The sequence below is a fragment of the Microbacterium sp. genome, from assembly GCF_047605725.1.
In the GTDB taxonomy this organism is placed as follows: domain Bacteria; phylum Actinomycetota; class Actinomycetes; order Actinomycetales; family Microbacteriaceae; genus Microbacterium.
The window spans coordinates 1-26,198 of record NZ_JASGFE010000039.1; the positions used below are offsets into that span (position 1 = coordinate 1).

The following is a 26,198-nucleotide window of genomic DNA, read 5'->3' on the forward strand; positions in this document are numbered from 1 at the left end:
GAGCCGGCCCGGGGGTCGGCTCGCGCAGCGGCCACTGGCGGCCGCGGCGTCGGCCGGCGCAGCGTTCACTGGTCACGTATGGTCGCGGATCTCCGCGCTCGCGACCATACGCGACCAGTCAGGACCGCGGGCCGCCCGCACGCTTGGCGCGTAGGTGGGCGACGAGGCCCGAAGGCTCACGCCGTGACGACCTGCGCGGCACCGACCGGGCGGCCCCATCTCGTCGCGATCCGGTTCGCCTCTGCGATCAGGGTCGCGACGATGTCGGCATCGGGCACCGTCTTGATGACCTCGCCCTTCACGAAGATCTGGCCCTTGCCGTTGCCGGATGCCACCCCCAGGTCCGCCTCGCCCGCATCGCTCTCGCCGAGCGGCTGGACCGGCAGGTGCTGACGGCGGACCGGGCCTGGGGCGCGTCCGGGCGCATCGTGCAGCTGCGCTGACCGGGTGTCGGGCACTCTTCCACCGGGACTGGGATACTCACCACCATCCGGCATCGCCGAAGGAGACCACCGGCTCCTCACCCGAGAGATCGATGGTTCCGGAGAGGCGAAAGGTCGTCTTCTCCGGTTGGAAGGTCATGAAGGTGCTCGGTTGGCGCTGCGTCGTGATGACGGCCTCGTCCGCCGTCCATTCGGTCAGGGTCAGATCTTCCAGCCCGTCGGGCAGGGCCGTCACGGTCAGCGACTCCAGGTCGGTGCGGCGCGCCGCCGCCGGGCACATGGCGTCGACGTTCGTCGGCACCGTCGCGCACGCCGTGACCCGCTGCCGGGCTTTCTCCAGCACGAGGTCGCGCAGCGCTTCGGAGGGTGTCTGCTCGACGTGGACGGACACGATGCCGCCGTCGGGGCTGAGGATGCGGACCGCGACCTCGCCGGAATCGTAGAACCGGTCGTCGGCGGCGGTGAAGGTGTAGGAGCCGGGGTAGATCCACAGGGGATCGAACTGTTCGTTCCCGAGTCGAGAAGCCGGGATCACCAGATCTCCGAGAAGGACCTCGTCAGTGGCGTCAGCCGTGACCTGGACGGGGGAGATCAGCGACTGCGTCACCTGCCAGGTGTCGAGGAGAAGGAACTCCGTCGGACCTTTGCGGGCCGTGAAGACGTGCTCGAACTGCTCGCCGTCGACAGAGAGGGTGGCTGTGACGTTGGCCGCGTCGCCCTGCGCTTCAGTATGCAGCGCGACGACTTTCAGCCGATGGTCGGCGGCGGTGAGCGCTTCGTCGGTCAGCAGAGTCCGCTGGCCGTTCGGGACGCCCGGGTCGACGAGCTCGGCTGCGCCGGTAGCGTCTCCGCTGGAGAGGTGATCGAGATACGCCTGGACGACGGACTCCGGCCCGCGCTGGGAGTTCAGCACGGACACGACGATGCTCCCAGCTGCGACGAGTGCAGCGATGCTGCCGATGCCGATCAGGAGGCGCTTGATCAGCCGCCTGCGCTGTGGGGACATCGGCTCGCGGGGTGACGCGGGGACCGTCGGCGGCGTCGCCGGTCCGGGCGTCGGCGGAGCATCGTGCAAGAGGCCGCCCCGGTTCCGGGCATCCGCGGTGGGCGGGATGGATGACAATCCCGTGAGCGACGGGCGGGTGGTACGGGATGCTGACACACCGAAGTCCGCATCGAGCAGTGAGGGCCTCGGCTGCGTGGCGTCCGCTTCGCCCTGCTCGGTCATGTTTCCCCCGCACCGTCCCGAATCGCCTGGTGGATAGGATACCCAGACGGACCGCCACCGCTGATGCCAGTGGTCCGTGAACCGGAGGGGATCGATGATGTTCACACCAGACACTCCCGACGAGGACGAGGTCGCTGGCGAATCGCTCGGCCGGAGCGTCTCAGACCCGTTGACGGGGGATCTGAGCGCGTCCTACCCGTTCCGGCTGCTGCCAGATGAAGCAGTGCTGGGTGTCTTCCCCCTGGCTCGTGCGCAGCGGCCGCTGGGCAGACTGGTCAGCTACCTGTTCGTCACGGACTCGCGGCTGGTGTACTCGGCGGAGGCCCGCTCAGTGTCCTCGTCGTCCATTCACTCCCGTGAGTTCCACATCCACAAGATCGAGGGCATCGAAGTCGGCCGTCATATCGGATACGACGCGCTCGGACTCGTCGCCCTGATCGGATCCGGACTGAACTTCCTCATCCTGCTCATCCTCGGTCTCGTGTCCGCGGGTGCCGCAACGTCTTCAGCGTCTTCCTACGGATACGACCCATTCGGTGCGCTCGCGGGCGTGACGTCTCTGTTCGTGCCCATCGGCATCGCGTCGCTGATCATCGGGCTGGTCGTCGCGCTGGTCCTTCGGAGGCCGACGACGCACATCCGGATTCTCGGGCCGGACAAGTCTCATCCGATCGCCGGAGAGGCCGATCTGCCCGCGCTCCTCGTCCTGCTCCTGCTGTTCATCGTCTTCGGGCTCTTCATCGGCATCGCCATTCTCGGCTGGGTGGTCATCCGTGAGCTCGGTGTGTTCCGAGCGCAGGATGCTCAGAGATTCGCTCCCCCGGAGAACGTTGACCGTGTGGCGTTCGAGCTGGGCACCCTGATCCTCGACGTCCAGTCGCGCGGTAAGCTCGCGGGACAGGGGTGACGGATGCCGCGTCGGAGTGACAGCCACGACGGCGAAATTGGCCGTCGTGCCCGCGCCGTTGCCGCGGATGAGGTCGAACGACTTCGCGCGGAGCATCCGCACGTCGACGCGGGCTCCTTCCTCGCAGGGGTCCGTCTGGCACGTCGGGCGGCAGAAGCCTCGCGGGCGCGCGTGCCCGCACCAGCACTGTTCGCCGACCCAGACGCACACTTCTTGCTGCCTGGCGAGTTCCACGGTGCGACGCTCGTCCAGGCAGGTCGGGAGATCCGGCTATCTTCGGGCGAGGCGCGGCTCGCAGAGATGATCGGGACGCAGCGGCTGCTTCCCGCCGGACAACTCCCGCTCGATCTGCGATCTGCTGCGCTGTCGCTCATCAAGAGCCAGGCGCTGGCCGTGGTCGACGTGTCGGACGGCCTCCTGCTTCGTGAGGATCTCTCGATCCGCGCAGGTGGCGAGTACATCGGCCCGGTGCCGGGGGAGAGCGAGACGTTCGGTCTGCCGGTGCACGACATCCTCGCCCCGAGCGGTGTCGTCGTCCGCCTCGGCGGGCCGACGGTGGACTGGTGGGCGCTAACGCAGCGGTTGGACCTGCCCGCCGGCGCAAGCACGTTCGATCTTCTGCTGCACATCATCGACGCGATGGTCCCGTTGATCCAGGAAGACCCGGATTTCGCCTATCTCGCCGACTGGCATCGTGGGGCAGCACCGGAACTGACCATCGGAGAGTTCCTCGCCGACATGTACTCGTCGGTGGCAATGCCTGTCGAACTGTTCCGGGGCGATCTCGGAGGCGTGTTCGTCATCGATCGGGCAGGGGTACGGGGATGAATCTGATCCGTGCGTTCCTGCGCGGCAAGGACCGTTTCATCGCATGGCAGCAACGCACCTTCGGTCCTGCCGCCGTGGACCTCGTCCCGCGCAGCCTGGGAGCCACGGCCAAACTGGTCTCGGGCGGAGTTCGAGTCGCGAGCACGGACCTCGGAGGCGTCGCGTCGATCGCCGGCGGCGTCTGGCAGGGCATCGGTGTCGTGGGGGATGCCCGTCGACATGGCCTCGTGTCGGAATCGGACGTGGTGAACGAGAACGCCCGATCTGTGGGCGAGGGGGAGGGGCGTTCGCGACCTGCGAATGCGACGGACCGGGAGCAGTATCTGCACGGGCTGCGCATCGAACGCGAACGCGGTGGTACCCGAGAGCTCGACGGCGCAGCGCTTCAGGGCGCGGAGTTCTTCCGTCAGCAGCGGGCATTCATCGAACTGACGCCGTTCGATCGCGAGGCCTACTACGACGCGTTGGAGCAGGGGCTGATCGATGCGTGGGATGCGCGGGAGGCAGACCCCTCGGATGTCAGCGGCGAGCCGGTTGACGAAATCCTCGCGGTCGATCAGGCCGAGTCCGGTACCGGCATCCGCGGCCCCTCGTCCGACGACGACCCGCAGGAGCCGCCACATGGGGAGCCCGACAGCTCAGGCGAGCCGGATGATTCAATCGAGGCCAGCCGACGCACTCAGGCCGGCGATGCCGAAGAGGATCCGGAGGAACGCCCGGAGTCGGATGCGGTCGATGACGATCTGAGCGCCGAAGCGGGGGCCGGGATGGATCCAGGTGCGCGTGAGGGTGCTCAGGAGACGGCAACCGATCATTCGCATCCTCGTGGCGATCATGACCCTGAGACCGCAGACGAAAGCGGACAGATGCGGGATGACATCTCGGAGGCTGAATCGGTGGCGCCATCAGGGCCGTCGGCGGCCGATGACGATGTGGAGCGCACACCTGGGTCCGCTCTCCCTCCGGAACCAGCGTCTGATCGAGGATCGGACTCCACCACAGGTGCCGACGAGGACTCCGCTGCGGCGATGGCTCCCGCAGAACAGACGCGGCACGATGCGGCTCAGGAGGTGGCCCCGCACCCTGCGCCGGACGTCGAGGGCGAGACGCCGACTGATCCCGAGATGGACGCGGATCCGCGGGGGCCGGAGTCGGAAGTCTCGGCCCCTGACAGTCCAGACTCCAGCGACCCGGTGCCGGGTTATCGGGCGCCGGGGAACCCGGCACCCGATAACCCGCAACAGGACGATCCCCAACAGGACGATCCCGAACCGGATGTTGGGTGACCGGCATGTTCTTCTCCGAGGAGGTCGTCAGCGGCGACGTGCTGCATGATGCTGCGGGGTATCTCGGTCCGGCCTCGCCGCAGGCGGGTGTCTACGGGGTCGACGGCACGTCGATCGGCTTCGATGATGCGGATCTCGGCAGGCACGTGCTGTACCTCGGCGGGATCGGCACCGGCAAGACCGTGGGCATGAGGGCTCTGGTGAGATCCATCCGCCAGGCGATGACCGCCAACGACGTGATGGTGTTCTTCGACACCAAAGGCGACTACTACGAGTCCTTCCACCGCGACGGCGATGCCGTGATCGCGGCGACGACGGCGGACATCTACCGCGGGCAGGTCACCTGGAACCTGTTCGCCGAGTTCGAGGATCTTCCCCTTGGTCGTGACGTCGATGACGAGATCATGGAGCTGTGCAGCGGGCTGTTCGCATCGCTGATCGGCAAAGCAGGCGACAATGCGTATTTCGCCAACGCCGCGCGCGACGTGTTCGTTGCTCTGGTGACCGCGATGGTCCGCGAGTCCGGTGCACGCACGAACCAGGACATCCGGCTGGTCGTCAGCGGCATGTCCGTACCCGAGATGCATGCGCTGCTCGACCGGCCGGAGAACGCGGACCTCCGAGGGGCGAAGCAGTACATCGCCAAGGAGGGCAGCAACTCGGCCACGGCGACGCTCGCCTTCATGCAGCAGGTCATCCAGGAGTCGTTCCGATCCGCGTTCGGCAGACCGGGGGATTTCTCGATCCGGCGCTTCCTGCGTCGGAAAGAGGCGAGAGCGCTGTTTCTGGAGTACGACATCGCCTCCGGGAGCATGCTGGCGCCCGTCTACAAGGCGATGCTCGACGTGGCGATGAAAGAGGCGATGTCGCGCGGCCGCGCGGCAGGTCGGGTGTTCTTCGTGCTCGACGAGTTCGCCCTGCTGCCCGAGCTGATGCACTTGTCGAACGGTCTCAACTTCGGGCGCTCTCTCGGACTGCGCTTCGTCGTCGGCACCCAGAACATCCGGCAGGTGGAGGCCATGTACGGGGAACTCCTGGCCGCTTCTGTGCTGTCCGCGTTCGGAACGGTCTTCGCGTTCCGCCTCTACGACGGCGGGTCCCGGGACTTCGTCCGCGACCGCTTCGGTCGCAACCGCAAGATCACGAGATTCGACTCGACGGTGCGCAACAACGGGATCCGTGAGGAGGTCTCCGATGGCTACGTGGTCGAAGACTGGGATCTGTCGGCGCTGCCGGTGGGCAGTTGCATCGCCGCCGCACCGAACCACCCGCCCGTGCGTTTCACCTTCCGGCATCCGTAGCTCGTTCGGACCGAGGCGGTGTGCACAGTGCACATCACCGTTCAGATGCTGGGACGGAACTGCCCATGCCGGCGGGCGGAGTTCGACCTAGTCTGACGGCATCCGCATGCGGGTGAAAGTGGAACATCGAACTCGGCGGCGATCCGCAGCTGATCGAGATGCTGCACCGCGACGTCGCGCCGCGCGCGGAGGCACGCCGGCTGAGCCCGGTGGCGTCGGCTCGCGCGGCGGCCACCGGCGGCCGCACCTCTGAGCCGGCGCAGCGTTCACTGGTCGCGTATGGTCGCGAATCCCCGCGCTCGCGACCATACGCGCCAAGTCAGCACCGCGGGCCGCCCGCAGACCTGGCCCATTTGGTCGCCAACCCAGCGATCGGCGACCATACGCGCCAAGCGAAGGTGGATGCCGCAGCTACCCGCAGGCCGGTTCATCACTTGCAACCGTCATGGTTCTGTGACTTTCGACCGTCTCTACATGATCGAAGCAATCTTTGAATGTCGGAGGCTCGTGCTTGTATGAAGTATGGCGATCTTCACCGAACTCGACCAGCACGTGGACCGGCTCCGCGTGCTGCTCGGTGACGATGCGGAGGATGCCGCGGCCGCGGTGAGCGGGCTGTGCGACGACGACGTGGCCGCCGTGATCCGGGATGCCGGGGCGTTGGCACGGGCGGCGGAACGGCTCGGGATCGTGGCATCCGGGGTCGCGGCGCGCCGCTCGACGCGGGAGGCGGGACACAAAGGGTTGGCCCAGAAACGCGGGCACCGCAACACGGTCTCCCTCGTTCAGGAGCTGACCGGCTCGACGCGGGCGGATGCCGCCAAGCACGTGCGTCTCGGAGAGTCGCTGCTCGAGGCGACCACGCCCGGCAGGCCCGAGGACGAGGACGGTGCGGCGACCCCGGCGACCGAGGAGCCCGCCGAACCCTGGCACGCTCCCCTGGGCCAGGCGCTCCTGGCCGGAACGGTCTCGTCCGCGCAGCACGATGCGATCCTGCGCAACCTCGGGGAGCCACCGGCCGTCGACCCCGACTCGTTCGAGTGCTCGTGCGCGTCCCGTGACGACCACACGGAGGCACCGTGCGCGTGCATCGCCGCGATCGACGCGGCCACCGTCGAGGCGTGGTCGCTCGCCGCGCAGGAACTCGTTCAGGAGGCGTCCCAGCGGACAGTGGAGGAACTGCGGATCGAGGCGAGGGCGATCCGCGACCGACTCGACCCCGACGGCGCCGAACGTCGCCACCTGGCGCGATTCGAGGCCCGCGCATTCCGAATGTGGACCGACGCCGACGGCATCCATCGTGGATCGTTCTCCTTCGACGACCTGGGCGCCGCGTGGGTGCGCACGATCATCGACACCGCCCTCCGGCCGCGACGCGGCGGGCCCCGCTTCGTCGACGCCGACGAGAAGGCCCGTGCGGAGGAGCTGGTCGCCGACCCACGGACCAACGACCAGCTCGCGTACGACCTGATGATGGACGTCCTGCGCTCGGGCGCGCTCGCCGACGCCGAGGCCGTGTTCGGAACGAAGCAGGCCGGCGTGCGGATGGTCACCGTCATCGACACGGCGAGCCCCGGAGCCGACGCCGCGCACCTGGAGGACACCGGCGACGTCGTCCCCGCGTGGGCCGCGGCGCAGCACACGTGCGACACGGCCACGACCGAGATCACCGTCGACCGCGACGGCAACCCGCTCTACCTGGGCCGCGAGGCACGGCTGTTCTCACCGAAGCAGCGGCTGACCCTCGCACTCCGCGACGGCGGATGCCGCATCCCCGGGTGCGACCGGCCCGCGCACTACTGCGAAGCCCACCATCTCGACGAGTGGGCGGCAGATCACGGAAGAACAGACGTCGACCGGGGGATTCTGCTCTGCCGATTCCACCATATGGCGCTGCATCACGGCGGGTGGCGCATCACGCGCGACGGGCTCGGCGACTTCGTCCTCCACCGGCCGGGCCACGACTCCATCGTGCTCAAGCCCCGGCTCCACCTCGCCTACGCGTGGGCCGGCATCGACCCGCCACCGCGAAGGTTCCGCCCAGCGGCATGACCACCCGGCGGCCTGACCACCCGGCGGCCTGACCACCCGGCGGCCTGACCGCTCGAACACCCGCACACCCGCACGCCCGCACGCCCGGACGCCCGAACGCACCGTCACAGCAGCGCGTGCAGCTCCTTCAGCGCACCGATGCGGCGCACGCCGCGAGGAGCCCGCTGATGCCCGCCGTCGAAGTGAACGAAACGGCAGCCGAGAGCATCGGCGATCTCGTGGTCGTGATTGGTGTCCCCGACCATGAGCACGTCATGAGGCTCCAGCCCGGAGACAGCCAGCCAGTCCTCGATGGCACCGTGCTTGGATGCACGAAACGCGTCGGCGATCGTGAGGACCGCCTCGAACCGATCCTCGATGGCATGCGGAAGCATCTGCCGCGCGAGAGCCTCGGGCAGTGTCGCCGACGCGAGAACCTGGCGCACCCCACGGCCCGCCAGGCCGTCGAGCGTGTGCAGCGCGTCGACATGCAGCTCGGCGTCGCCGATGCACTCTGCGAGCCATCGAAGGTACTGGTCTGCGGCGTCTCGATACACAGCGGCGTCGAGACCGACATCGGCATAGAAGTCAGGGATCGGGAAGCGGAACGCACGCCGGTAGGACGCGAGGTCGGCGAGCGGCGGCAGCCCGTAGCTGACCAGCACCCGGCTCATCACCGCGCGGCAGATCTCGACATCGTCCAGCAGCGTGCCGTTCCAGTCCCAGCAGACCGCGCGCACCGGCGACGAGGCACCCAGGCTCACGCAGTGACGACCTCTGCCGCGCCGACCGGGGCACCCGGCCCCATCTCGTCGGCGATCCGGTTCGCCTCTGCGATCAGGGTCGCGACGATGTCGGCCTCGGGCACCGTCTTGATGACCTCGCCCTTCACGAAGATCTGGCCCTTGCCGTTGCCGGATGCCACCCCCAGGTCCGCCTCGCGCGCCTCACCGGGTCCGTTGACGACGCAGCCCATCACCGCCACGCGCAGCGGCACGGTCATGTCCTTCAGCCCCTCGGTCACGCTGTCGGCGAGCGTGTACACGTCGACCTGCGCCCGCCCGCACGACGGGCACGACACGATCTCCAGCTTCCGTTCCCGCAGATTGAGAGACTGCAGAATCTGGTGCCCGACCTTGACCTCTTCGGCCGGCGGCGCCGACAGCGAGACGCGGATCGTGTCGCCGATCCCCTCGGCGAGGAGGATGCCGAACGCCGTCGCCGACTTGATCGTGCCCTGGAACGCCGGCCCCGCCTCGGTCACCCCGAGGTGCAACGGCCAGTCGCCGCGCTCGGCCAGCAGCCGGTACGCCTTCACCATGACGATCGGGTCGTTGTGCTTGACCGAGATCTTGAAGTCGTGGAAGTCGTGCTCCTCGAACAGCGATGCCTCCCAGACGGCGCTCTCCACGAGCGCCTCGGGCGTCGCCTTGCCGTACTTCTCGAGCAGGCGCCGATCGAGCGACCCCGCGTTCACGCCGATGCGCAGCGACACCCCTGCGGCCTTCGCCGCAGCGGCGATCGCGCCGACCTGGTCGTCGAACTTGCGGATGTTGCCCGGGTTCACCCGAACCGCGGCGCAGCCGGCGTCGATCGCCTGGAAGACGTACTTCGGCTGGAAGTGGATGTCGGCGATCACCGGGATCTGGCTCTTCGCCGCGATGATGTGCAGCACGTCGGCGTCGTCCTGCGAAGGCACGGCGACGCGCACGATCTCGCAGCCCGATGCCGTCAACTCCGCGATCTGCTGCAGCGTCGCGTTGATGTTCGTGGTCGGCGTCGTCGTCATCGACTGCACGCTCACCGGCGCGGTGCCTCCGACGAGCACCTTGCCCACCCGGATCTGCCGGCTCCTGCGGCGCGGGGCGAGCACGTCGGGCACGGCGGGCATCCCGAGATTGACTGCTGGCACGGCATCCACCCTACGCCCGCACCACCGTCGCCGTCCTGAACACCCAACGCCGGTGTGGTAGGTTCGCGGCATGTCCGTGAACCGCACCTGGTGGACCGCCTCCTAGGCGGCCCTTCGCGCGCGTTCGCACACGCACTGACCCAGACCGCCCTGCGCCATAGGCCTCGGCGGTCTTGTTCGTAGGGCGACCCGCCCCCACGACGAAAGAACGACGATGACCGGCTCCGCCCCGTTCGGCCTCGACCCGCACACGCCCTTCGCCCTCCTGTGCCGTGACGGCGCGACCGTGGAGGTGCTCACCGGCGACGTCGTCGACGTGCCGCTGCTGGCCGACATCCCGCTGACCGATGCCGCGGGCGCACCGCGCGAGGTGCTCGCCCTGGTGCCGTTCCGACAGGTCGTCGAGCGCGGCTTCGACTGCCACGACGACGGCGCACCGCTGCGCTGCCTCGTCGTCGACGAGCACCGGGCGCTCCCGCTGGAGGACGCGCTCGCCCAACTGCCCACCGCCCCGGTGCCACTCGCAGGCGCCGGCTTCGACCTCCCCGACGAGGAGTACGCCGAGATCGTGCGCCGCGTCATCGCCGACGAGATCGGCCGCGGCGAGGGCGCCAACTTCGTCATCCGGCGCGACTTCACGGCATCCGTCGACACCGACGCGCAGACTGCCGGGCTCACGTGGTTCCGCGCGCTCCTGGAGCACGAGCGCGGGGCCTACTGGACGTTCCTCATCGTCACGCCCGGCCACGTCGCCGTGGGCGCGAGCCCCGAGGCGCACGTATGCGCGAACGACGGCGTCGTCACGATGAACCCGATCTCGGGCACGTTCCGCCACCCGCACGGCGGGGCGACCGCGGCGGCGCTCACCGAGTTCCTGGAGTCGACCAAGGAGACCGAGGAGCTCTTCATGGTCGTCGACGAGGAGCTCAAGATGATGTCGGCGGTGTGCAGCGACGGCGGCCGCATCACGGGTCCCCACCTGAAGGAGATGTCGCGGCTCACCCACACCGAGTACGTGCTGCGCGGGCGCAGCCGACTCGACCCGCGCGACATCCTGCGCGAGACGATGTTCGCCCCGACCGTCACCGGCTCCCCCATGCAGAACGCGTGCACCGTCATCACCCGCTACGAGCGCGCCCCGCGCGGGTACTACTCCGGCGTCGCTGCGCTCTTCACGCCCCGCACGGCACCCGCCGACGGCGAGCCCTCCCACGACCTCGACGCACCGATCCTGATCCGCACCGCGTACCTCCAGGACGGGCGGCTGCGAGTTCCGGTGGGGGCGACCCTCGTGCGCCACTCCGACCCGTACGGCGAGGTCGGCGAGACCCACGGCAAGGCCGCCGGCGTGCTCGGCGCGATCGGAGCCGTCGAGCGCGACGAGGTGGCATCCGTCGACGACGAGGACGCACCCGCCGCGCGCCCGCGCCGCCTCGCCGACGACCCGGGCATCGCGCACCTGCTGGCCTCGCGCAACGCGCGGCTCGCGCCGTTCTGGCTGAACCCGCAGGATGCCGTCGCCGCCGCGGCAGGCCCCTTCACCGGCCGGTCGGCGCTGGTGGTCGACGCCGAGGACCGCTTCACGACGATGCTCGCCCATCAACTGCGCCACCTCGGCTTCGCCGTGGCGATCGCGCCGTGGCACGAGGTCGCCGGCGACGCGCTGCGCGACGCGGACCTCGTCGTGTCGGGCCCCGGCCCCGGCGACCCGCGCGACCCGGACAGCGCGCGCATGATCCGCATGCGCGAGGTCGTCGGCGCGCGGCTGGAGGCAGGGACGCCGCTGCTGGCGGTGTGTCTGAGCCACCAGATCCTCGCCGACCGGCTCGGGATCGCGCTCGCCCCGCTCGCCGCTCCCCACCAGGGGCTGCAGAAGCACGTCGACGTGTTCGGCGAGCGGGCCTGGATCGGCTTCTACAACACGTTCACCGCGCGGGTTCATGCCGGCACCGTCCGCGTGGGCGAGACCGAGGTCGCCGCCGACCCGATCAGCGGCGACGTGTATGCGCTCCGCGGGCCGGGTTACGCCTCGATCCAAGGGCATCTGGAGTCGATTCTGTCGCGCGACGGCCTGCACACGCTCGAGCGACTGGTCGGCCATGCCCTGGCCGGAGCACGCTAACCGAGCACCGAGATCGGGTTGAACACGTCGGCGAGAATCAGGATCGCGCCCATGACGACCAGCCCCACGACCACGACGAAGGTCGCCGGCACGAGCCTGGTGGCATCCACCGGGGCCGGCGCCGCTCGTCCGGTCAGACGCGCCCACACCCGCCGGATCCCCTCCCACAGCGCCACGACGACGTGCCCGCCGTCCAGCGGCAGCAGCGGGATGAGGTTGAAGACGAACAGGGCGATGTTGAGCGAGCCCAGCAGCCCCAGCATCGCGCTCACCCGGTCGACGATGGGGGCGTCCACCGCGGCGACCTCGCCGGCCAGGCGCCCCGCCCCGACCACCGACAGCGGGCCGTCCGGGTCGCGCTCCGCGCCGGTGAACAGGTCGACGGCCGTCTCGTAGACCTTCACCGGCAGCTGCCCGATGATCCCGGCGACCTGCGCGACGTTCGCGAACGCCGCCTGCGGTCCTGCCCACAGCGGCTGCCGCACGTTGTCGACGGCGGCGGTCATGCCGACGAACCCGACCTCCGCCGTCGTGGACTCCCCATCCGCGCCGACGACCTGGCGCTCGGCGCGCACCGGCGTCAGCTGCAGCTCCTGCTCGGCGCCGTCCCGCTCCACCGTGACGGTCAGCGGCACCCCCGGCGAGGCCTGGATGACGGCGGATGCCGCGGCGAAGCCGTCCACCCGCTCACCGTCGATCGCGACCAGCACGTCGCCCGGTCGCAGCCCCGCCGCCGCAGCCGGGGAGGGCGGATCGTCCGCAGTGCACGCGGTGCGCTCCGAGCCGGCCGGGAGCACGCACTCGCTGACGGCGGCGATCGTCGTGGTGGCGGTCTGGATGCCTATCCCGCTGAAGACGACCGTGAACAGCACCACCGCGAGCAGCAGGTTCATCACCGGGCCGCCGAGCATGATCACCACGCGCCTCCACACCGGCAGCTCGTAGAACGCGCCGCCCTGCTCGGTCGCCGCGAGCGTCTCGTCGTTGGCGGTGCGCGCGTCCTGCACCATCGTGGCGAAGAATCCCCCGCCGGCCCGGCCCGACCGACCCCGATCGGGTGAGGGCGGGTACATGCCCGCCATCGAGATGTAGCCGCCCAGCGGCAGCGCCTTGACGCCGTACTCGGTCTCGCCGATGCGTCGCGACCACAGCGTGGGCCCGAACCCGATCATGTACTGCCCGACTCGCACCCCGAACCTCTTGGCGGGGTACAGATGCCCGATCTCGTGGAGCGCGATCGAGACCGCGAGTCCCACCACGAGGACGACGACTCCGACGACGAAGGCAAGAACGCTCACGGGCGCCCACGCTACTCCCGCGCGCTTCGAGTCCGCTGTACCTGCCGCGCGGAGACGCCTGACATAAGCTTCTCTCAGGTGCCCCGGTCACCATGAGGACATATGCTTCCCACAGCCAGCGATCACCTGCCGCCCGTCCTGCGTCCGGCCGCCCCGTCGGCGCGTCCCCTGCGCGAGCTCGCCGGGCGGTTCGCCGAACGCACCATCGGCGAGCCGACCGGCCAGGCGACGGGCATCACCGTGTCGACCACCGACCTGCGCGCCGGCGACGTGTTCGTCGCCGTGCGCGGCGGCACTCGGCACGGCGTGGAGTTCGCGCGCGAGGCGGCACGCAGGGGTGCTGTCGCGATCGTCACCGACGACGCCGGCGCCGCAGCGGCCGCCGACACGGGCCTGCCGGTCCTCGTCGTCGACGATCCGCGCGCGCAGCTGGGCGCGCTGTCCGCCTGGATCTACCGCACCGGCCCCGGCGACCCGCTCCCCCGCCTGTTCGCGGTGACCGGGACAAACGGCAAGACCAGCGTGTCGCATCTGCTCGACGGCATCCTCGTCCAGCTCGGCGTCGTCACGGGGCTCTCCTCCACGGCCGAGCGTCATGTCGCCGGAGAGGTCGTCGTCTCACGGCTGACGACGCCCGAGGCGTCCGAGTTCCACGCCCTCCTCGCCCTCATGCGCGAGCGCGGAGTGGAGGCGGTGTCGACCGAGGTGAGCGCCCAGGGCCTCACACGGCACCGCGTCGACGGCCTCCGCTTCGATGTCGCAGGCTTCACGAACCTCACGCACGACCACCTCGACGACTACGGCGACATGGCGACCTACCTCGACGCCAAGCTCGCCCTGTTCCGCGGCGAGAGGGCGCGGCGCGGCGTCATCAGTCTCGACTCCGCCGCCGGCGACGAGATCGCACGCCGCAGCGAGATCCCGGTGACCACCGTGGTGACGCCCGCGCTGGCCGAGGACGCCGACGCGACCGCGGACTGGACCGTCGAGATCGGCGCCGAGCGCGCCGACGGCACCGAGTTCCGCCTGCGCGGACCGGACGCGCGGACGCTGTCGGCGACCGTCCCGGTCATCGGGCGGCACATGGCGGCCAACGCGGCGCTGGCGATCGTCATGGCCTACGAGAGCGGGTACGAGTGGGAGCGCATCACCGCAGCGCTGGACGGCGAGCGCATCGCGGCGCGCCCGCCGGGGCGCACGCAGCTCGTGTCGGGACCGACCGGCCCGGCCGTCTACGTCGACTTCGGCCACTCCGCCGACGCGTTCGAGAAGACCCTCGCGGCGGTGCGGCGCGTCACGAGCGGACGCGTGCTCATGCTCTTCGGCGCGGACGGCGACCGCGACACCACGAAGCGCGCCGACATGGCGCGCACCGCCGTGACCGGCAGCGACATCCTCGTGGTGACCGACCACCATCCGCGTCACGAGGATCCCGACACGATCAGGCGCACGCTCGTCGATGCCGCGCGGCGCGCCCGCCCGGATGCCGAGATCCACGAGTACTCGCCCCCGGAGCGCGCGATCGTCGAGGCGGTGCGACTGGTCGGCGACGGCGATGCGATCCTCTGGGCGGGACCCGGCCACCAGGACTACCGCGACATCCGGGGCGTGCGCACGCGCTACAGCGCGCGCGAGCTCGCCCGCCGCGCCCTCCGCGACGCCGGCTGGCCGGTGCCGGAGCCGGGCTGGCCGGTGCCCTACCCGCCCGACGAGACCCCGCTGTCCGACCCCGCGCGCGCCTGGGAGTGAGAGCGGCCGCTCAGCTCGACGCCGCGATGGCGCGGTCGGCGGCATCCCGCGCCGCCGCCTCGGCCTCGGCCAACGACTCCCGGGTGAGCCGGGCGGGTGGCTCGTGGGAGTCCACGACGCGTTCGACGATCTCGACGATGCCGGAAAACGACAGTCGACCGGCGTGGAACGCGTCGACGGCCTGCTCGTTGGCGGCGTTGTAGACCGCTGGATAGGTGCCGCCGGCCCGCCCGACCTGGCGTGCGAGCCGCACGGCCGGGAACGCCTCGTGATCGAGGGGTTCGAAGGTCCAGGCCGCCGCCACCGCCCAGTCCAGCGGTCTGCCGACGCCCGCGACCCGGTGCGGCCAGTCCAGCCCGAGCGAGATGGGCAGTCGCATGTCGGGGGGTGAGGCCTGGGCCAGCGTGGACCCGTCGACGAACTCGACCATCGAGTGCACGATCGACTGCGGATGGACGACGACCTCGATGTCGGCGTAGTCGACGTCGAAGAGCAGGTGCGCCTCGATCACCTCCAGGCCCTTGTTGACGAGGGTCGCCGAGTTCGTCGTCACGACCCGTCCCATGTCCCACGTCGGATGGGCGAGCGCCTCGGCGGGGGTCACGTCGGCCAGGCTCGCGCGGGAGCGCCCGCGGAACGGGCCGCCGGATGCCGTGAGCACCAGTCGGCGCACCTCCCCGCGGTCGCCGGAGCGTAGCGCCTGAGCGATCGCGGAGTGCTCGGAGTCGACCGGAACGATCCGGCCGGGCGCGGCGAGCGCGGTGACGAGGTCGCCGCCGACGATGAGCGACTCCTTGTTGGCGAGCGCGAGCGTGCGGCCGCACTCCAGGGCCGCGAGCGTGGGCCCGAGGCCCACCGAGCCGGTGATCGCGTTGAGGACCACGTCGGCGTCGACGTCGCGGACCAGCTGCTCGGCCTCGGCGGCGCCCAGCGCCATGTGCTCGACGCCGAACTCGTCGGCCTGAGCGGCCAGCAGCCGCCGGTTCGTCCCCGCAGACAGCCCGACGACCTCGAACCGCCCCGGGTTCGCCCTGATCACCTCGAGCGCCTGCGTGCCGATCGAGCCGGTGGAGCCGAGGACGAGGATGCGGCGCATGCCGTCAGCCTAGAGGTCGCGGGTCACTGCGTCGTCGGATGCTGCGTGCCGAGGATGTCCACGACGAACACGAGGGTCTCGCCCTTGAGGTCCGTCTCGTTGATCTCGCCCTCGCCGTAGCCGTCCTGAGGCGGGATGACCACCAGCACCTGCGAGCCGACCGTGGCACCCTCCAGCGCCTGCTGGAACCCCGCCACGACGCCGGTGGTCTGCAGCTCGGTGGGGGTGCCGCCCTTGCTCCACGTGGAGTCGAACTCCTCGCCGTCCGACCATCGCACGCCCATGTACTGGAGCAGCACCTGGTCACCGGATTCCACCGTGATGCCGTCGCCCTCCTTGAGCGTGGCCAGCGTGGTCTCGGTGGGCGGATCGCTGTCGGGGATCGTGATGGTCGGCGTGCCGCCCTCGGCCAGCTTCACGGTCGGCATCCCCTTCACCGGGTCCTGAGCTGCGCCCCACGCCGCGTTCGGCACGATCGAGAGGAGGTCGAGGATGTATACCGCAGCCCCCGAGGACTCGCCGGCCGGGAAGGCGGCCACGACGCGTTCGCCGGCGGCACCGCAGCCGAGCACCGAGCCGAGCGGGGTGTCCGCGGAGATCTGCTGCGGCAGCAGCTGGCCGGGCTCGTAGCCGATCGAGTCGAGCAGCTCGCCCGTCTCCGCGTCGAACGCGCTCATGGCGTACAGGATGAAGTCGCCCGACGCCGCGTGGTCGCCCTCCCCCTCGGCGATCACGGTCGCCTGCAGCTCGGGCACCTCCAGCGGTGCCGTGAAGGTCGCCGTCGAGAGCGTGCCGGGGTCGCCGGTCACCTGCACGGCGTTCGAGGCGTCACCGGGGTCGACGGCGGCGTCGCACAGGTCGACCGTCTCGGTGGAGGTCGGCGCGGTCTCGGCCGCGGTGCCGGTACAGCCGGCGAGCAGGACCACCGAAGCGGTGGCGATGGACAGGGCGACGAGCGGACGCAGACGCACGAGTGTGACCTCACGGGGGACGAAGACGCGGACGCCCTCATCCTTGCGGACTTTCTTCTGTCCCCGCTGAGAGTAGGTTTCATGCAGACGGTGGAATGGGATCGGGAGTACCCTCGTGGCGTGACCGTTCCGCAGACGCCCGCACCCGACGCGGCGTCCCCGGACGAGCACGACGAGATCGCCGAGGTGGGCCTGATCTACTTCGTGGGTCGATACCTCGGCGGGCTGCTGGTCCGGCTGGTCTACCGCCCGCGCATCGAGGGCCGCTCCCACATGCCCCGCACGGGCCCGGTCATCCTCGCCAGCAACCACCTGTCGTTCATCGACTCGCTTCTCATCCCGATGTTCGCCCCCCGCCCGGTGTACTTCCTCGCGAAGTCGTCGTACTTCGAGGGCAAGGGGCTCCGCGGCTGGATCAGCCGGCAGTTCTTCACCGCGATCGGTGCGACACCGGTGCGCCGCGGCGCGGGGCAGGCCGCGCTCGACGCGCTCGACCAGCAGCGGCGCATCCTCGCCTCCGGGCGCGCGATCGCGCTGTACCCGGAGGGGACGCGCTCGCTCGACGGCCGCCTGTACAAGGGCCGCACCGGCGCCGCGTTCCTCGCTCTGGAGTCCGGGGCGAAGGTCGTCCCGGTGGGCCTCATCGGGACGAACGAGGCCATGCCCGTGGGCGCGAGGTTCCCCCGTCGGCACCCGCGCATGACGATCCGCTACGGCGAGCCGATCGACCTCTCCCGGCACGGTCCGGCCTCGTCCGGTCGAGCGCGGCGCCTGGCCACCGACGAGATCATGGCGGCCATCCACGCCCTGTCCGGCCAGGTGCTGGCGAACGCCTTCAACGAGGCGCCCGCGCAGAACCCGGTGGAGCGGCTCCGTCAGGTGCTGCCGCACGAGCGGCGCTGAAACGCCTCACGCCACGGCGATCGTGGGCTCGTGTCGCACCGGGAAGTTCACCGAGTTCGCGATGAAGCACCAGCGGTGGGCCTGCGCGTGAGCGGCGGTCGCGGCATCCGTCATCCCCGGCTCGGCGACCACCACGTGCGGACGCAGCACGACCTCGCGGAACGCGGCTCCGCCGCGCCCGTCCTCGACCATGAGCCCGCAGGCCTCGTCGGTGTAGCCGACGACCACGACGCCGACGGTCACGCACGCGTGCAGGTAGGAGAGCAGGTGGCACTGCGACAGCGCGGCCACGAGCATGTCCTCGGGGTTCCATCTGGTCGCATCGCCCCGGAACGGTTTGTCGGCGGATGCCTCCAGCACGGGCTTGCCGTCGATCTCCAGGGTCACCGCTCGGTCATAGGCGCGGTAGCCGCTCGTGCCGGTGCCCCGGTCGCCGGTCCAGGTCGCGCGGACGGTGTAACGATGCTCGCCCAGCATGGGCTCCAGTCTGCCACGGGGCCCCGGCGATAGGCTGACCGGGTGAGCCAGACGTTCCCTGTGGACAGCGCCGTGGAGCTCGCCGTGGTCGAGCGCAGCGGCTTCGTCGAGTCCCGTCACGCAGGGGCGGCGATCGTGCTCTCGCCCGAGGGAGCGACGGTGCGTGCCCTGGGTGCGGTCGAGGAGCCGATCCTGCCGCGCTCGTGCATGAAGCCCATGCAGGCGCTCGGCTGCCTGACCGCCGGGGCGCCGTTGGACGGCGAGCGCCTGGCCCTGGCCACCGCGAGCCACACGGGCACCGAACGGCACGTGGCCGTGGTGCGCGACATCCTGGAGTCGGCGGGCGTGGACGAGTCGGCCCTTGCGTGCCCGTCCGCCTGGCCGGAGGACCGCGCCTCGCGCGACGCCCTCGTGCGCGAGCTGCTCGGACCGGAGCGGGTCTACATGAACTGCTCCGGCAAGCACGCCGCGATGCTGCTCGCCTGCCGCACGAACGGCTGGGACACGGACGGCTACCTCGACCCCGCCCATCCGCTCCAGGTGCACCTTCGCGACCTCGTCGAGCGGCTGACCGGCACCCGAGCCGCCGCGACGGCGGTGGACGGCTGCGGCGCCCCGGTCTACGCGATGACCCTGTCCGCCCTGGCGCGGGCGACCCAGCGCATCGGGATGTCGTCGGCGCGCTCGCCGTTCGCTCTGCACCGCGCGGCCGGACTGCTCGTGCACGCGGTCCGCGAGCACCCGTGGGCGATCCAGGGCGAGGGGATGCCGGACACCATGGCCGCCGCGAGGCTCGGGGTGTTCGCCAAGAGCGGTGCCGAGGGCGTGTGCGTCATGGTGGCCCCGGACGGGACGACGGTCGCGCTCAAGATGCTCGACGGCGGCAACCGGGCCGCGGCGGTGACCGCCCTGGCCCTGCTCACGCGTACCGGCGCGCTCCCTGCCGCGCAGGTCAGTCGCGTCATCGCAGAGCTCCCGCTGACCGTATCCGGCGGCGGGCAGAAGGTCGGGGTGATCCGCCCCACCGTGTAGCCGCTCCCACCCGGAGCGCGGAGAGGAATCGGCGATGAGGATCTGTGTCCCCACGGAGATCAAGAACAACGAGTACCGCGTCGCACTGACCCCATCGGGCGTGCACGACCTCGCCGTGGCGGGTCATGAGATCTTCGTGCAGCGCGGCGCCGGCGCCGGATCCTCGATGACCGACGACGAGTACGAGGAGGCAGGCGCGACGCTCCTCGACGAGGCCGCCGACGTGTGGGACCGTGCCGAACTGCTGCTGAAGGTCAAGGAGCCGATCGCCGCGGAGTACGACTTCTTCCGCGACGACCTCGTGCTGTTCACCTACCTGCACCTGGCCGCGGACCGGCCGCTCACCGAGCGCCTCGTTGCCGACGGCGTGACCGCGATCGCGTACGAGACCGTGCAGCTGCCCGGCGGCGGCCTGCCGCTGCTGGCTCCGATGAGCGAGGTCGCCGGTCGACTGGCCCCGCTCGTCGGGGCGTCGACGCTGATGCGCTCAGCCGGAGGGCTGGGCCTTCTCATGTCAGGTGTGCCGGGCACCCGTCCGGCAACCGTCACGATCATCGGCGGAGGGGTCGCCGGCGCGAACGCCGCCGTGATCGCGGTGGGACTCGGGGCGGATGTCACGGTCTTCGACACGAGCATCCCGCGGCTGCGGATGCTGGACGACCATTTCCAGGGCCGCGTCAAGACTGCGGCATCCAACCCCCTCGACCTCGACCGCGCGGTCATGGTGAGCGACCTCGTGATCGGATCGGTCCTGATCCCGGGCGCCAAGGCGCCCAAGCTCGTCACGAACGACATGGTGCGGCGCATGCGTCCCGGTTCGGTGCTCGTGGACATCGCGGTCGACCAGGGCGGCTGCTTCGAGGACACGCACCCGACCACGCACGCCGACCCGACCTTCCCGGTGCACGGCAGTGTGCTCTACGCCGTCGCGAACATGCCCGGCGCCGTGCCGAACACCTCCACCTCGGCGCTCACCAACGCGACGGCGCTGTACGTGCGGCAGATCGCGCGGCGGGGGTGGCGAGACGCCCTGCGTGCCGACCCCGCGCTCGCGCTCGGCGTGAACACCGCAGGCGGTGCCGTCGTGAACCCGGCGGTGGCCGCAGCGCACGACCTGCCGCTGGTACCGCTGGCAGACGTCCTGGCCTGAGCGATCAGCGCCGTCGGATCAGAGGGCTCCGCCGTCGACCGACCGGCCGTATTCCCCCGGCTCGTCCGGCACCAGCACAGGCGTGTCGCGGTTCAGGCTCTCGCCGCTGAAGAACCGCTTCGACCGCGGGAAGAGGTACCACAGGAACATCAGCACCACCCCGATCAGGAGCGCGCCGATCCCGACGACGAACGTGCCGCCGATGCCCAGCAGCACCGAGTAGCCGTAGTCGGGCTGCCACATGTCGATCGCGGACTGGACGAACGCGTAGGTGAGCATGAGAGCGCCCAGCAGCGGCAGGAGTCCCTTGAAGACGAAGTTGCTGCCGGAGGCGAACAGCTCGCGCCGGAAGTACCACACGCACGCGTAGCCGGTGATCGCGTAGTAGAACGCGATCGCAAGGCCCAGCGAGAGGATCGAGTCCTGCAGGATGTTGTCGCTGATGAGCGTCATGACGATGTAGTAGATGCTCGCGACGATCCCCATCACCAGCGTGGAGAACGACGGCGTCTTGTACGTCGGGTGCACGTGCTTGAAGCGCTCCGGCAGTGCCCGGTACACCCCCATCGACAGCGTGCCGCGCGCTGTCGGCAGGATCGTCGTCTGCGTCGACGAGACCGCCGAGATGAGGACCGCGATCATGAGGAACCAGCCGAAGGGCCCGAGGAGGCCATCTTTCACGGCGAGGAAGAAGTCGTCGGCGTTGGCCTCGTTGCCAAGCCCGACTCCTTCCTCGCCGAGACCGGCGTACATCATGGCCGAGATCGTGACGCCGACGTAGGTGACCAGCAGGATCACCGTCGTCAGGAGCGCCGCCCGTCCCGGAATGCGCTTCGGGTCCTTCGTCTCCTCGTTCAGGGCGAGGCAGGTGTCCCAGCCCCAGTAGATGAACAGCGCCAGCAGCACCGCCTGCGTGAAGCCGTGCCAGCTCGTGAAGGCGAACGGGTTGAGCCACGCCCAGTCGAACGGCGTCGGGTGCGGGGCCGTTCCCGCGAAGAACTGCCACAGGGCCGCGCCGACGAAGACGGCGAGCGCGACGTACTGGATGCCGAGCAGGAGGTTCTGGATGCGCTCGCCGATCTCGACGCCGCGCCAGCTGATCCACGTCATCGCCGCGATGAACACGACCCCCGTGGCGGTCACGAGCGGCACGTTGTCGGCGAGCGACCCGTCTCCCACGAGTGCCCAGAGGTAGATGCCGGCGATCTGCGAGAGGTTGGCGAGCACGACCATTCCGGCGACGGCCACTCCCCAGCCGCCCATCCAGCCGATCCACGGGCCGAACGCCTTCGTGCCCCACGTGAAGGTGGTGCCGCAGTCGGGGATCTCGTTGTTCAGCTCTCGATACGCATAGGCGATGAAGAGCATCGGGACGAAGGCGATGACGAACGCGATGGGCGCCTGGGCCCCGACGGCCAGGACCACCCAGCCGAGCGTCGCCACGAGGGAGTAGACGGGTGCGGTCGAGGCGAGGCCGATCACGGTCGAGCCGAACAGCCCCAGCGTTCCCGCCGCCAGTCCCTTGCCGTCTCCGCGGCTGAGGTCGATGGGTGTCGTCGTCACAGAGGCGACGTTAGGGGCGTGCGAGCCGGACCGTCAAGTGCACCACGCTGATGGCGATCGGATCGTGATGACCCCGAGCGGAGGAACGTCACGACGCCAGGCGAACCTGACCTCCGGGCAGGACGATGCGCCGCGCGCGGTGCGCGCCCGCCTCGGGGGTGCACAGCCACGCGCGCGACCGACCGGGCAGCGCGTAGGGCGGCAGCTCACGCGCTCCGGTCACGGCGCGGTACTCGGCGGCGCACGCGGCGTCGACCACGAGGTCGGCGTGCTCGCGCGCCGCCGCCAGCGCGCGCCAGTGCCCTATCCACTGCTCCGGCGCGCCCCACACGACGGCGTCCTGACCCGCGGCGGCGGAGCCGGCGTCGTCGAGGCGCACGATCGTCCGCCCGGCGGCCGCCCAGACCGCGAGAGCGGACCGGGCGGCCGCACCCGGGTGCACCACGAACGCCGTCGCACGCGCGGGCACCCACGGCACGGCATCCACCGAAGCGGCAGGGCGCGGCACCGGCACGCTGGCGAACTGGACGAGCACGCGGTCGAGGCGGGCGCGCCCCGGCGGCGCGTCGATGCAGAAGCCGCGAGCCTCTCCGCCCGCCGCGACGTGCTCCACCGGCGACGAGAGCGCCAGCAGCGCCCGGTGCGGCAGCAACTCGGCCAGGCGTCCGGTCGCGCCGGTCAGCCGGCGTGCCGAGACGACGAGGCGGATGCCACGGCCGCGGGCTTCGCGCGCGCACCGCTCGAGTCTCTCGGCGACGACGACCGCGTACTCCGGCGGGAAGCGCGACAGCAGCGCGTCCACATCGTCGACGAGCACCGCGCTCCCCCGCGGCAGCTCGTCCAGGCCTGCCACGGCGTCCCACGCGGCCTCGGGATCTGCGGGGACCATGATCGCCCGGTCGCTCTGGGCGGCGACCGCGTGCAGCGCGACGGTCTTGCCCGACCCGGCGCGCCCGACCACTGTCAGACCCGCCCCGTCGGGCAGCACGACCGGACGTCGACGCTGGTGCTCCGGCTCGTCGGCGAGGCCGAGCACCACCGCGCCCGCCACGCGCAGCGACCCCAGCGGCACGTCGGCGGGAAGCGCCGGCAGCCAGGGCCGCCGCGCGGGCGGACCGGGGTGCGCGCGGGCCACGGCGGCGATGGTCGGCGCGGTGCAGACGGCCACGCGCACGAGCGACGGCTCGAGGTCGGCGGCGCGGCGCACGAGCGCGAGCCCGCGGTCGGCGAGTCGTCCGGGAAGCGCCGCCGCGGCATCCGAGCCGAGCACCGCCCGCGAGTCGGCGCGATCGGCCACGCGCAGGCTGATCCGCAGCGGGCAGTTGGCCAGCACCGCGTCGCGGAAGACGCCGGCCGCGCGCTGGGAGGCGAGTACGAGGTGGATGCCGAGCGCTCGGCCCCGCGCGGACAGGTCGGCGAACAGGTCGTGCAGTCCCGGATGGACCGCCACCAGCGCGGCGTACTCGTCGACCACCACGACCAGCCTGCCGAGCACGTCGCCGGCCTCGTCGACGTCACGCGCCCCGCACCGGGCGAGCACGCTCTCGCGATGCCGGAGCTCGGCCCGCAGGCTCTCCACGGCGCGCAGCGCCGCCGCCTCGTCGAGGTCGGTGAGCACTCCCGTCACGTGTGGCAGGGCGGCGAGCGCGTCGAAGGTGCGCCCGCCCTTGAAGTCCACGAGCAGTAGGCTCACCCGCGCCGGGCCGTACGCGGCGCACAGCGCGGCGACCCAGGTCGTGAGCAGCTCGCTCTTGCCTGAGCCGGTGATCCCGATGACGATGGCGTGCGGCCCGTCCACGGCGAGGTCGACGACGAACGGCTCACCCGCGCTGTGCCCGATGGGCGCAGCGAGCACACCGGTCGGCGGCGGCGCGGCCAGCAGCGCCGCCAGGGTCGCGGTGTCCTCCGCTCTCGCGCCGCGCCCGCCCCACGCGCGGAGCGCCTCGGCCAGCCGCTCCGCCTGCGCGCGCCCGACCGCCTCCACGCGCACCTCGCGCGTCTCGCCGTCGACGTCCAGACGCGCACGGTCAGGGCCGGTCACCACGAGCACGGCCCGGCAGTCCGGCGGCGGGGGTGCGCCGCCGGGAACCCGCACGATCCGCAGGCCGGACGGGTCCAACGCGGGCGACGCGCCCACGGCATCGCTCACGCGCACCTGGAGCGCGGCGGCCCGGTCGCGGTGGGGCAGCGCGTCGGCCCACGCCTCGCCGCCGTCGACGACGTGCAGTCGGCCGGGCGGAAGTGCCAGGCACACCTGCAGCAGCAGGCCCCGCGCGACCGCGGCGGCGAGGACGGCCGGCCCGACCACGGCGATGCCGCCCACCAGCGGCACGGTCACCGGCGCGTCCGGGAGCAACCGGGCCGCCGCGCGCAGCGCACGCGCGTCATCGCCCTCGCCGGTCACGCGCATCGTGCTGCGGACCGTGCCGCTGCCCGCGACGAGCTCGTCGCCGCGCGCCGGCACGGGCCGCCAGACCTCGTCGGGCCGGGCGGCGAAGGCGGCGACGTCCGGATGCCGCAGCCGCAGCCGCACGCGCTCCCGCTCATGGCGGCGCTCCAGCTCGTCCTGTGCCTGCGCGACGGCTGCTCGACGCTCGCGCGCGGCACGACGGCGGGCGCGCCGCGCCGTCCGCCATCCGTCGGCCAGGCCCGCCCCGGCCAGGAGCGGGCCGAGGACCGCGAACCACAGCGCGTGCGGCGAGCCGGTGATCCCCCACAGCGCGAGCGCACCGGCCATCGGCACGAGGGCCGTGAGCACCGGCACCGAGGGGCGGGCGGGCGGGGCCGGCTCCGGCGGCAGGGCGAGCTGCTCGTCGGGATCGTGCGCGTCGAGGTGGTTCACGCCTCCCAGTCAACGCGGTACGCCGGGCCCCGCGGGACGCGGGCACCACGATCCGTGGACAGTCCGCGTCAATCGGCCGTTGGGGAGGAGACTCTGCGTGCGGCGTTCAGCACGATGATCGTGATGTTGTCGCGGCCGCCGTTGTCGAGGGCCGCGGTCAGCATGGCGTTCACGGCATCGGCCGGATCGGGGTTCTCGGTCAGGAAGTGCAGGATGCCGTAGTCGGTCAGCTCCTTGGTGAGCCCGTCGCTGCACACCACGAAGCGGTCGCCGTCGACCACGTCGGTGCGCACGTAGTCGGGCACAACCTCGTCGCTGGGTCCGACCGCGCGGGTGATGATGTTGCCGTACGGGTGGTTCTCCGCCTCGTCGGGGCTGAGCCGTCCCGACGCGATGAGCTCCTGGACCACCGAATGGTCGGTCGTGACCTGGACGAGCCCGCCCCCGCGGGCGAGGTACACGCGCGAGTCACCGATGTTCAGCGTCATCCACGCCGGTTGGTCGGCGCTGGTGTCGAGGAAGACGCCGGTCACGGTCGTGCCGGTGCCCTCGTCTGTCGCTTCGGGGTGGTCGACGATGTCGGCGACGGCGCGTCCGAGCGCCGCCTCGATCGTATCCGGGGAGACCTGGCCCCGCTCGACGACCTCGCGCAGCCGCTCGACGGCGCTGGCGCTGGCGATCTCGCCGCCGAGATGGCCGCCCATGCCGTCGGCCACGACGAACAGCGGGAACTGCGCGAGCACCGCGTCCTGGTTGTTGTCGCGGCGGCGCCCGCGGTGGGTCATCGCCGCCCAGCTCAGTTCGAGCTCACCGCCGGGGATCGGCACCGTCCGCGTGCGAGTTGCCGGTTCCGGCACGTTTCGCCCTTCCGTCTCGAGTGTGGGGCTCTCACACTCTAGTCGACGGGTCGGACCCGCTCCGGCCCGGCCGCACGCGCTCAGGGCTTGGGCTGGTCGTCCGCCGGCGGCTCCGTGGCCGGCGGCTCACCGTAGGACGGCGGGGCCGGCGGCGTACCGTAGGCCGGGGGCGCGGGCGGCGCCGCCGGCGGCGCGTACCCGG

General features: G+C 71.2%; 20 protein-coding genes and 1 pseudogene. 10 read left to right on the forward strand and 11 right to left on the reverse strand.

Annotated elements, in window-relative coordinates:
- Window positions 1–176: 176 nt before the first annotated feature.
- Window positions 177–368 (reverse strand): annotated as a pseudogene (locus QM641_RS09165) (4-hydroxy-3-methylbut-2-en-1-yl diphosphate synthase); the annotation flags it as partial.
- Window positions 369–480: 112 nt separating this feature from the next.
- Window positions 481–1,449, reverse strand: a complete 969-nt coding sequence (locus QM641_RS09170; protein ID WP_415115690.1) for a hypothetical protein — start codon at window positions 1,447–1,449, stop codon at window positions 481–483.
- 319 nt (window positions 1,450–1,768) lie between these two features.
- Between QM641_RS09170 and QM641_RS09175 the strand changes: the two genes are divergently transcribed.
- The 5 genes from QM641_RS09175 (at window position 1,769) to QM641_RS09195 (ending at window position 8,045) form a co-directional block, all read left to right on the forward strand.
- Complete coding sequence (locus tag QM641_RS09175; RefSeq protein WP_415115692.1) at window positions 1,769–2,578, forward strand: hypothetical protein; 810 nt, start codon at window positions 1,769–1,771, stop codon at window positions 2,576–2,578.
- Window positions 2,579–2,749: 171 nt separating this feature from the next.
- Entirely contained in the window at window positions 2,750–3,406 is a 657-nt protein-coding gene (locus QM641_RS09180; RefSeq protein WP_415115694.1) for a hypothetical protein, read from the forward strand.
- On the forward strand, window positions 3,403–4,692 hold the full coding sequence (locus tag QM641_RS09185) for a hypothetical protein (RefSeq protein WP_415115696.1): 1,290 nt from the start codon (window positions 3,403–3,405) through the stop codon (window positions 4,690–4,692). The genes QM641_RS09180 and QM641_RS09185 overlap by 4 nt, the downstream gene beginning before the upstream one ends.
- A gap of 5 nt (window positions 4,693–4,697) precedes the next feature.
- Complete coding sequence (locus QM641_RS09190) at window positions 4,698–5,993, forward strand: type IV secretory system conjugative DNA transfer family protein (protein WP_415115726.1); 1,296 nt, start codon at window positions 4,698–4,700, stop codon at window positions 5,991–5,993.
- 522 nt (window positions 5,994–6,515) lie between these two features.
- A complete protein-coding gene (locus QM641_RS09195; protein WP_415115698.1) occupies window positions 6,516–8,045 on the forward strand; it encodes a DUF222 domain-containing protein in 1,530 nt (509 codons plus the stop codon).
- A 104-nt stretch (window positions 8,046–8,149) separates the two neighbouring features.
- Here QM641_RS09195 and QM641_RS09200 read toward each other — a convergent pair whose 3' ends face one another.
- Window positions 8,150–8,788, reverse strand: a complete 639-nt coding sequence (locus QM641_RS09200; RefSeq protein WP_415115700.1) for an HAD family hydrolase — start codon at window positions 8,786–8,788, stop codon at window positions 8,150–8,152.
- On the reverse strand, window positions 8,785–9,915 hold the full coding sequence (gene ispG, locus QM641_RS09205; RefSeq protein WP_415115728.1) for a flavodoxin-dependent (E)-4-hydroxy-3-methylbut-2-enyl-diphosphate synthase: 1,131 nt from the start codon (window positions 9,913–9,915) through the stop codon (window positions 8,785–8,787). The genes QM641_RS09200 and ispG overlap by 4 nt, the downstream gene beginning before the upstream one ends.
- Window positions 9,916–10,150: 235 nt before the next feature.
- Between ispG and QM641_RS09210 the strand changes: the two genes are divergently transcribed.
- Window positions 10,151–12,058 (forward strand): chorismate-binding protein, encoded by a 1,908-nt coding sequence (locus tag QM641_RS09210; RefSeq protein WP_415115702.1) that lies wholly within the window; start codon window positions 10,151–10,153, stop codon window positions 12,056–12,058.
- On the opposite strand, the gene QM641_RS09215 is transcribed toward QM641_RS09210, so the two are convergent.
- Window positions 12,055–13,356, reverse strand: a complete 1,302-nt coding sequence (locus QM641_RS09215) for a M50 family metallopeptidase (RefSeq protein WP_415115704.1) — start codon at window positions 13,354–13,356, stop codon at window positions 12,055–12,057. The two genes, QM641_RS09210 and QM641_RS09215, sit on opposite strands and share 4 nt — an antisense overlap.
- 102 nt (window positions 13,357–13,458) lie before the next feature.
- Here QM641_RS09215 and QM641_RS09220 point away from each other — a divergent pair, with 102 nt between their 5' ends.
- Window positions 13,459–15,105, forward strand: a complete 1,647-nt coding sequence (locus QM641_RS09220) for a Mur ligase family protein (RefSeq protein ID WP_415115706.1) — start codon at window positions 13,459–13,461, stop codon at window positions 15,103–15,105.
- Window positions 15,106–15,115: 10 nt separating this feature from the next.
- Here QM641_RS09220 and dxr read toward each other — a convergent pair whose 3' ends face one another.
- Together dxr and QM641_RS09230 are read right to left on the reverse strand one after the other, a co-directional pair.
- Window positions 15,116–16,201: a 1-deoxy-D-xylulose-5-phosphate reductoisomerase gene (gene dxr / locus QM641_RS09225; RefSeq protein ID WP_415115708.1), complete on the reverse strand. Its 1,086-nt coding sequence runs from the start codon at window positions 16,199–16,201 to the stop codon at window positions 15,116–15,118.
- 23 nt (window positions 16,202–16,224) lie between these two features.
- On the reverse strand, window positions 16,225–17,172 hold the full coding sequence (locus QM641_RS09230) for an FKBP-type peptidyl-prolyl cis-trans isomerase (protein WP_415115710.1): 948 nt from the start codon (window positions 17,170–17,172) through the stop codon (window positions 16,225–16,227).
- Window positions 17,173–17,292: 120 nt separating this feature from the next.
- Here QM641_RS09230 and QM641_RS09235 point away from each other — a divergent pair, with 120 nt between their 5' ends.
- The gene (locus QM641_RS09235; protein ID WP_415115712.1) at window positions 17,293–18,075 is read left to right on the forward strand and encodes a lysophospholipid acyltransferase family protein; all 783 of its coding nucleotides are present in this window, start codon (window positions 17,293–17,295) and stop codon (window positions 18,073–18,075) included.
- A 6-nt stretch (window positions 18,076–18,081) separates the two neighbouring features.
- Here QM641_RS09235 and QM641_RS09240 read toward each other — a convergent pair whose 3' ends face one another.
- Window positions 18,082–18,552, reverse strand: a complete 471-nt coding sequence (locus tag QM641_RS09240; RefSeq protein ID WP_415115714.1) for an OsmC family protein — start codon at window positions 18,550–18,552, stop codon at window positions 18,082–18,084.
- 42 nt (window positions 18,553–18,594) lie between these two features.
- Here QM641_RS09240 and QM641_RS09245 point away from each other — a divergent pair, with 42 nt between their 5' ends.
- Window positions 18,595–19,584: an asparaginase gene (locus tag QM641_RS09245; protein ID WP_415115716.1), complete on the forward strand. Its 990-nt coding sequence runs from the start codon at window positions 18,595–18,597 to the stop codon at window positions 19,582–19,584.
- A 34-nt stretch (window positions 19,585–19,618) separates the two neighbouring features.
- A complete protein-coding gene (gene ald / locus QM641_RS09250; protein WP_415115718.1) occupies window positions 19,619–20,734 on the forward strand; it encodes an alanine dehydrogenase in 1,116 nt (371 codons plus the stop codon).
- An 18-nt stretch (window positions 20,735–20,752) separates the two neighbouring features.
- On the opposite strand, the gene QM641_RS09255 is transcribed toward ald, so the two are convergent.
- The 3 genes from QM641_RS09255 to QM641_RS09265 all read right to left on the reverse strand — a co-directional run bounded on the left by QM641_RS09255 (window position 20,753) and on the right by QM641_RS09265 (window position 25,996).
- A complete protein-coding gene (locus QM641_RS09255; protein ID WP_415115720.1) occupies window positions 20,753–22,297 on the reverse strand; it encodes an APC family permease in 1,545 nt (514 codons plus the stop codon).
- An 88-nt stretch (window positions 22,298–22,385) separates the two neighbouring features.
- Window positions 22,386–25,139: an FtsK/SpoIIIE domain-containing protein gene (locus QM641_RS09260; RefSeq protein WP_415115722.1), complete on the reverse strand. Its 2,754-nt coding sequence runs from the start codon at window positions 25,137–25,139 to the stop codon at window positions 22,386–22,388.
- A gap of 68 nt (window positions 25,140–25,207) precedes the next feature.
- Window positions 25,208–25,996 carry a PP2C family protein-serine/threonine phosphatase gene (locus tag QM641_RS09265; RefSeq protein WP_415115724.1) on the reverse strand — a complete coding sequence of 263 codons (789 nt, stop codon included), beginning with the start codon at window positions 25,994–25,996 and terminating at the stop codon, window positions 25,208–25,210.
- Window positions 25,997–26,198: the final 202 nt, after the last annotated feature.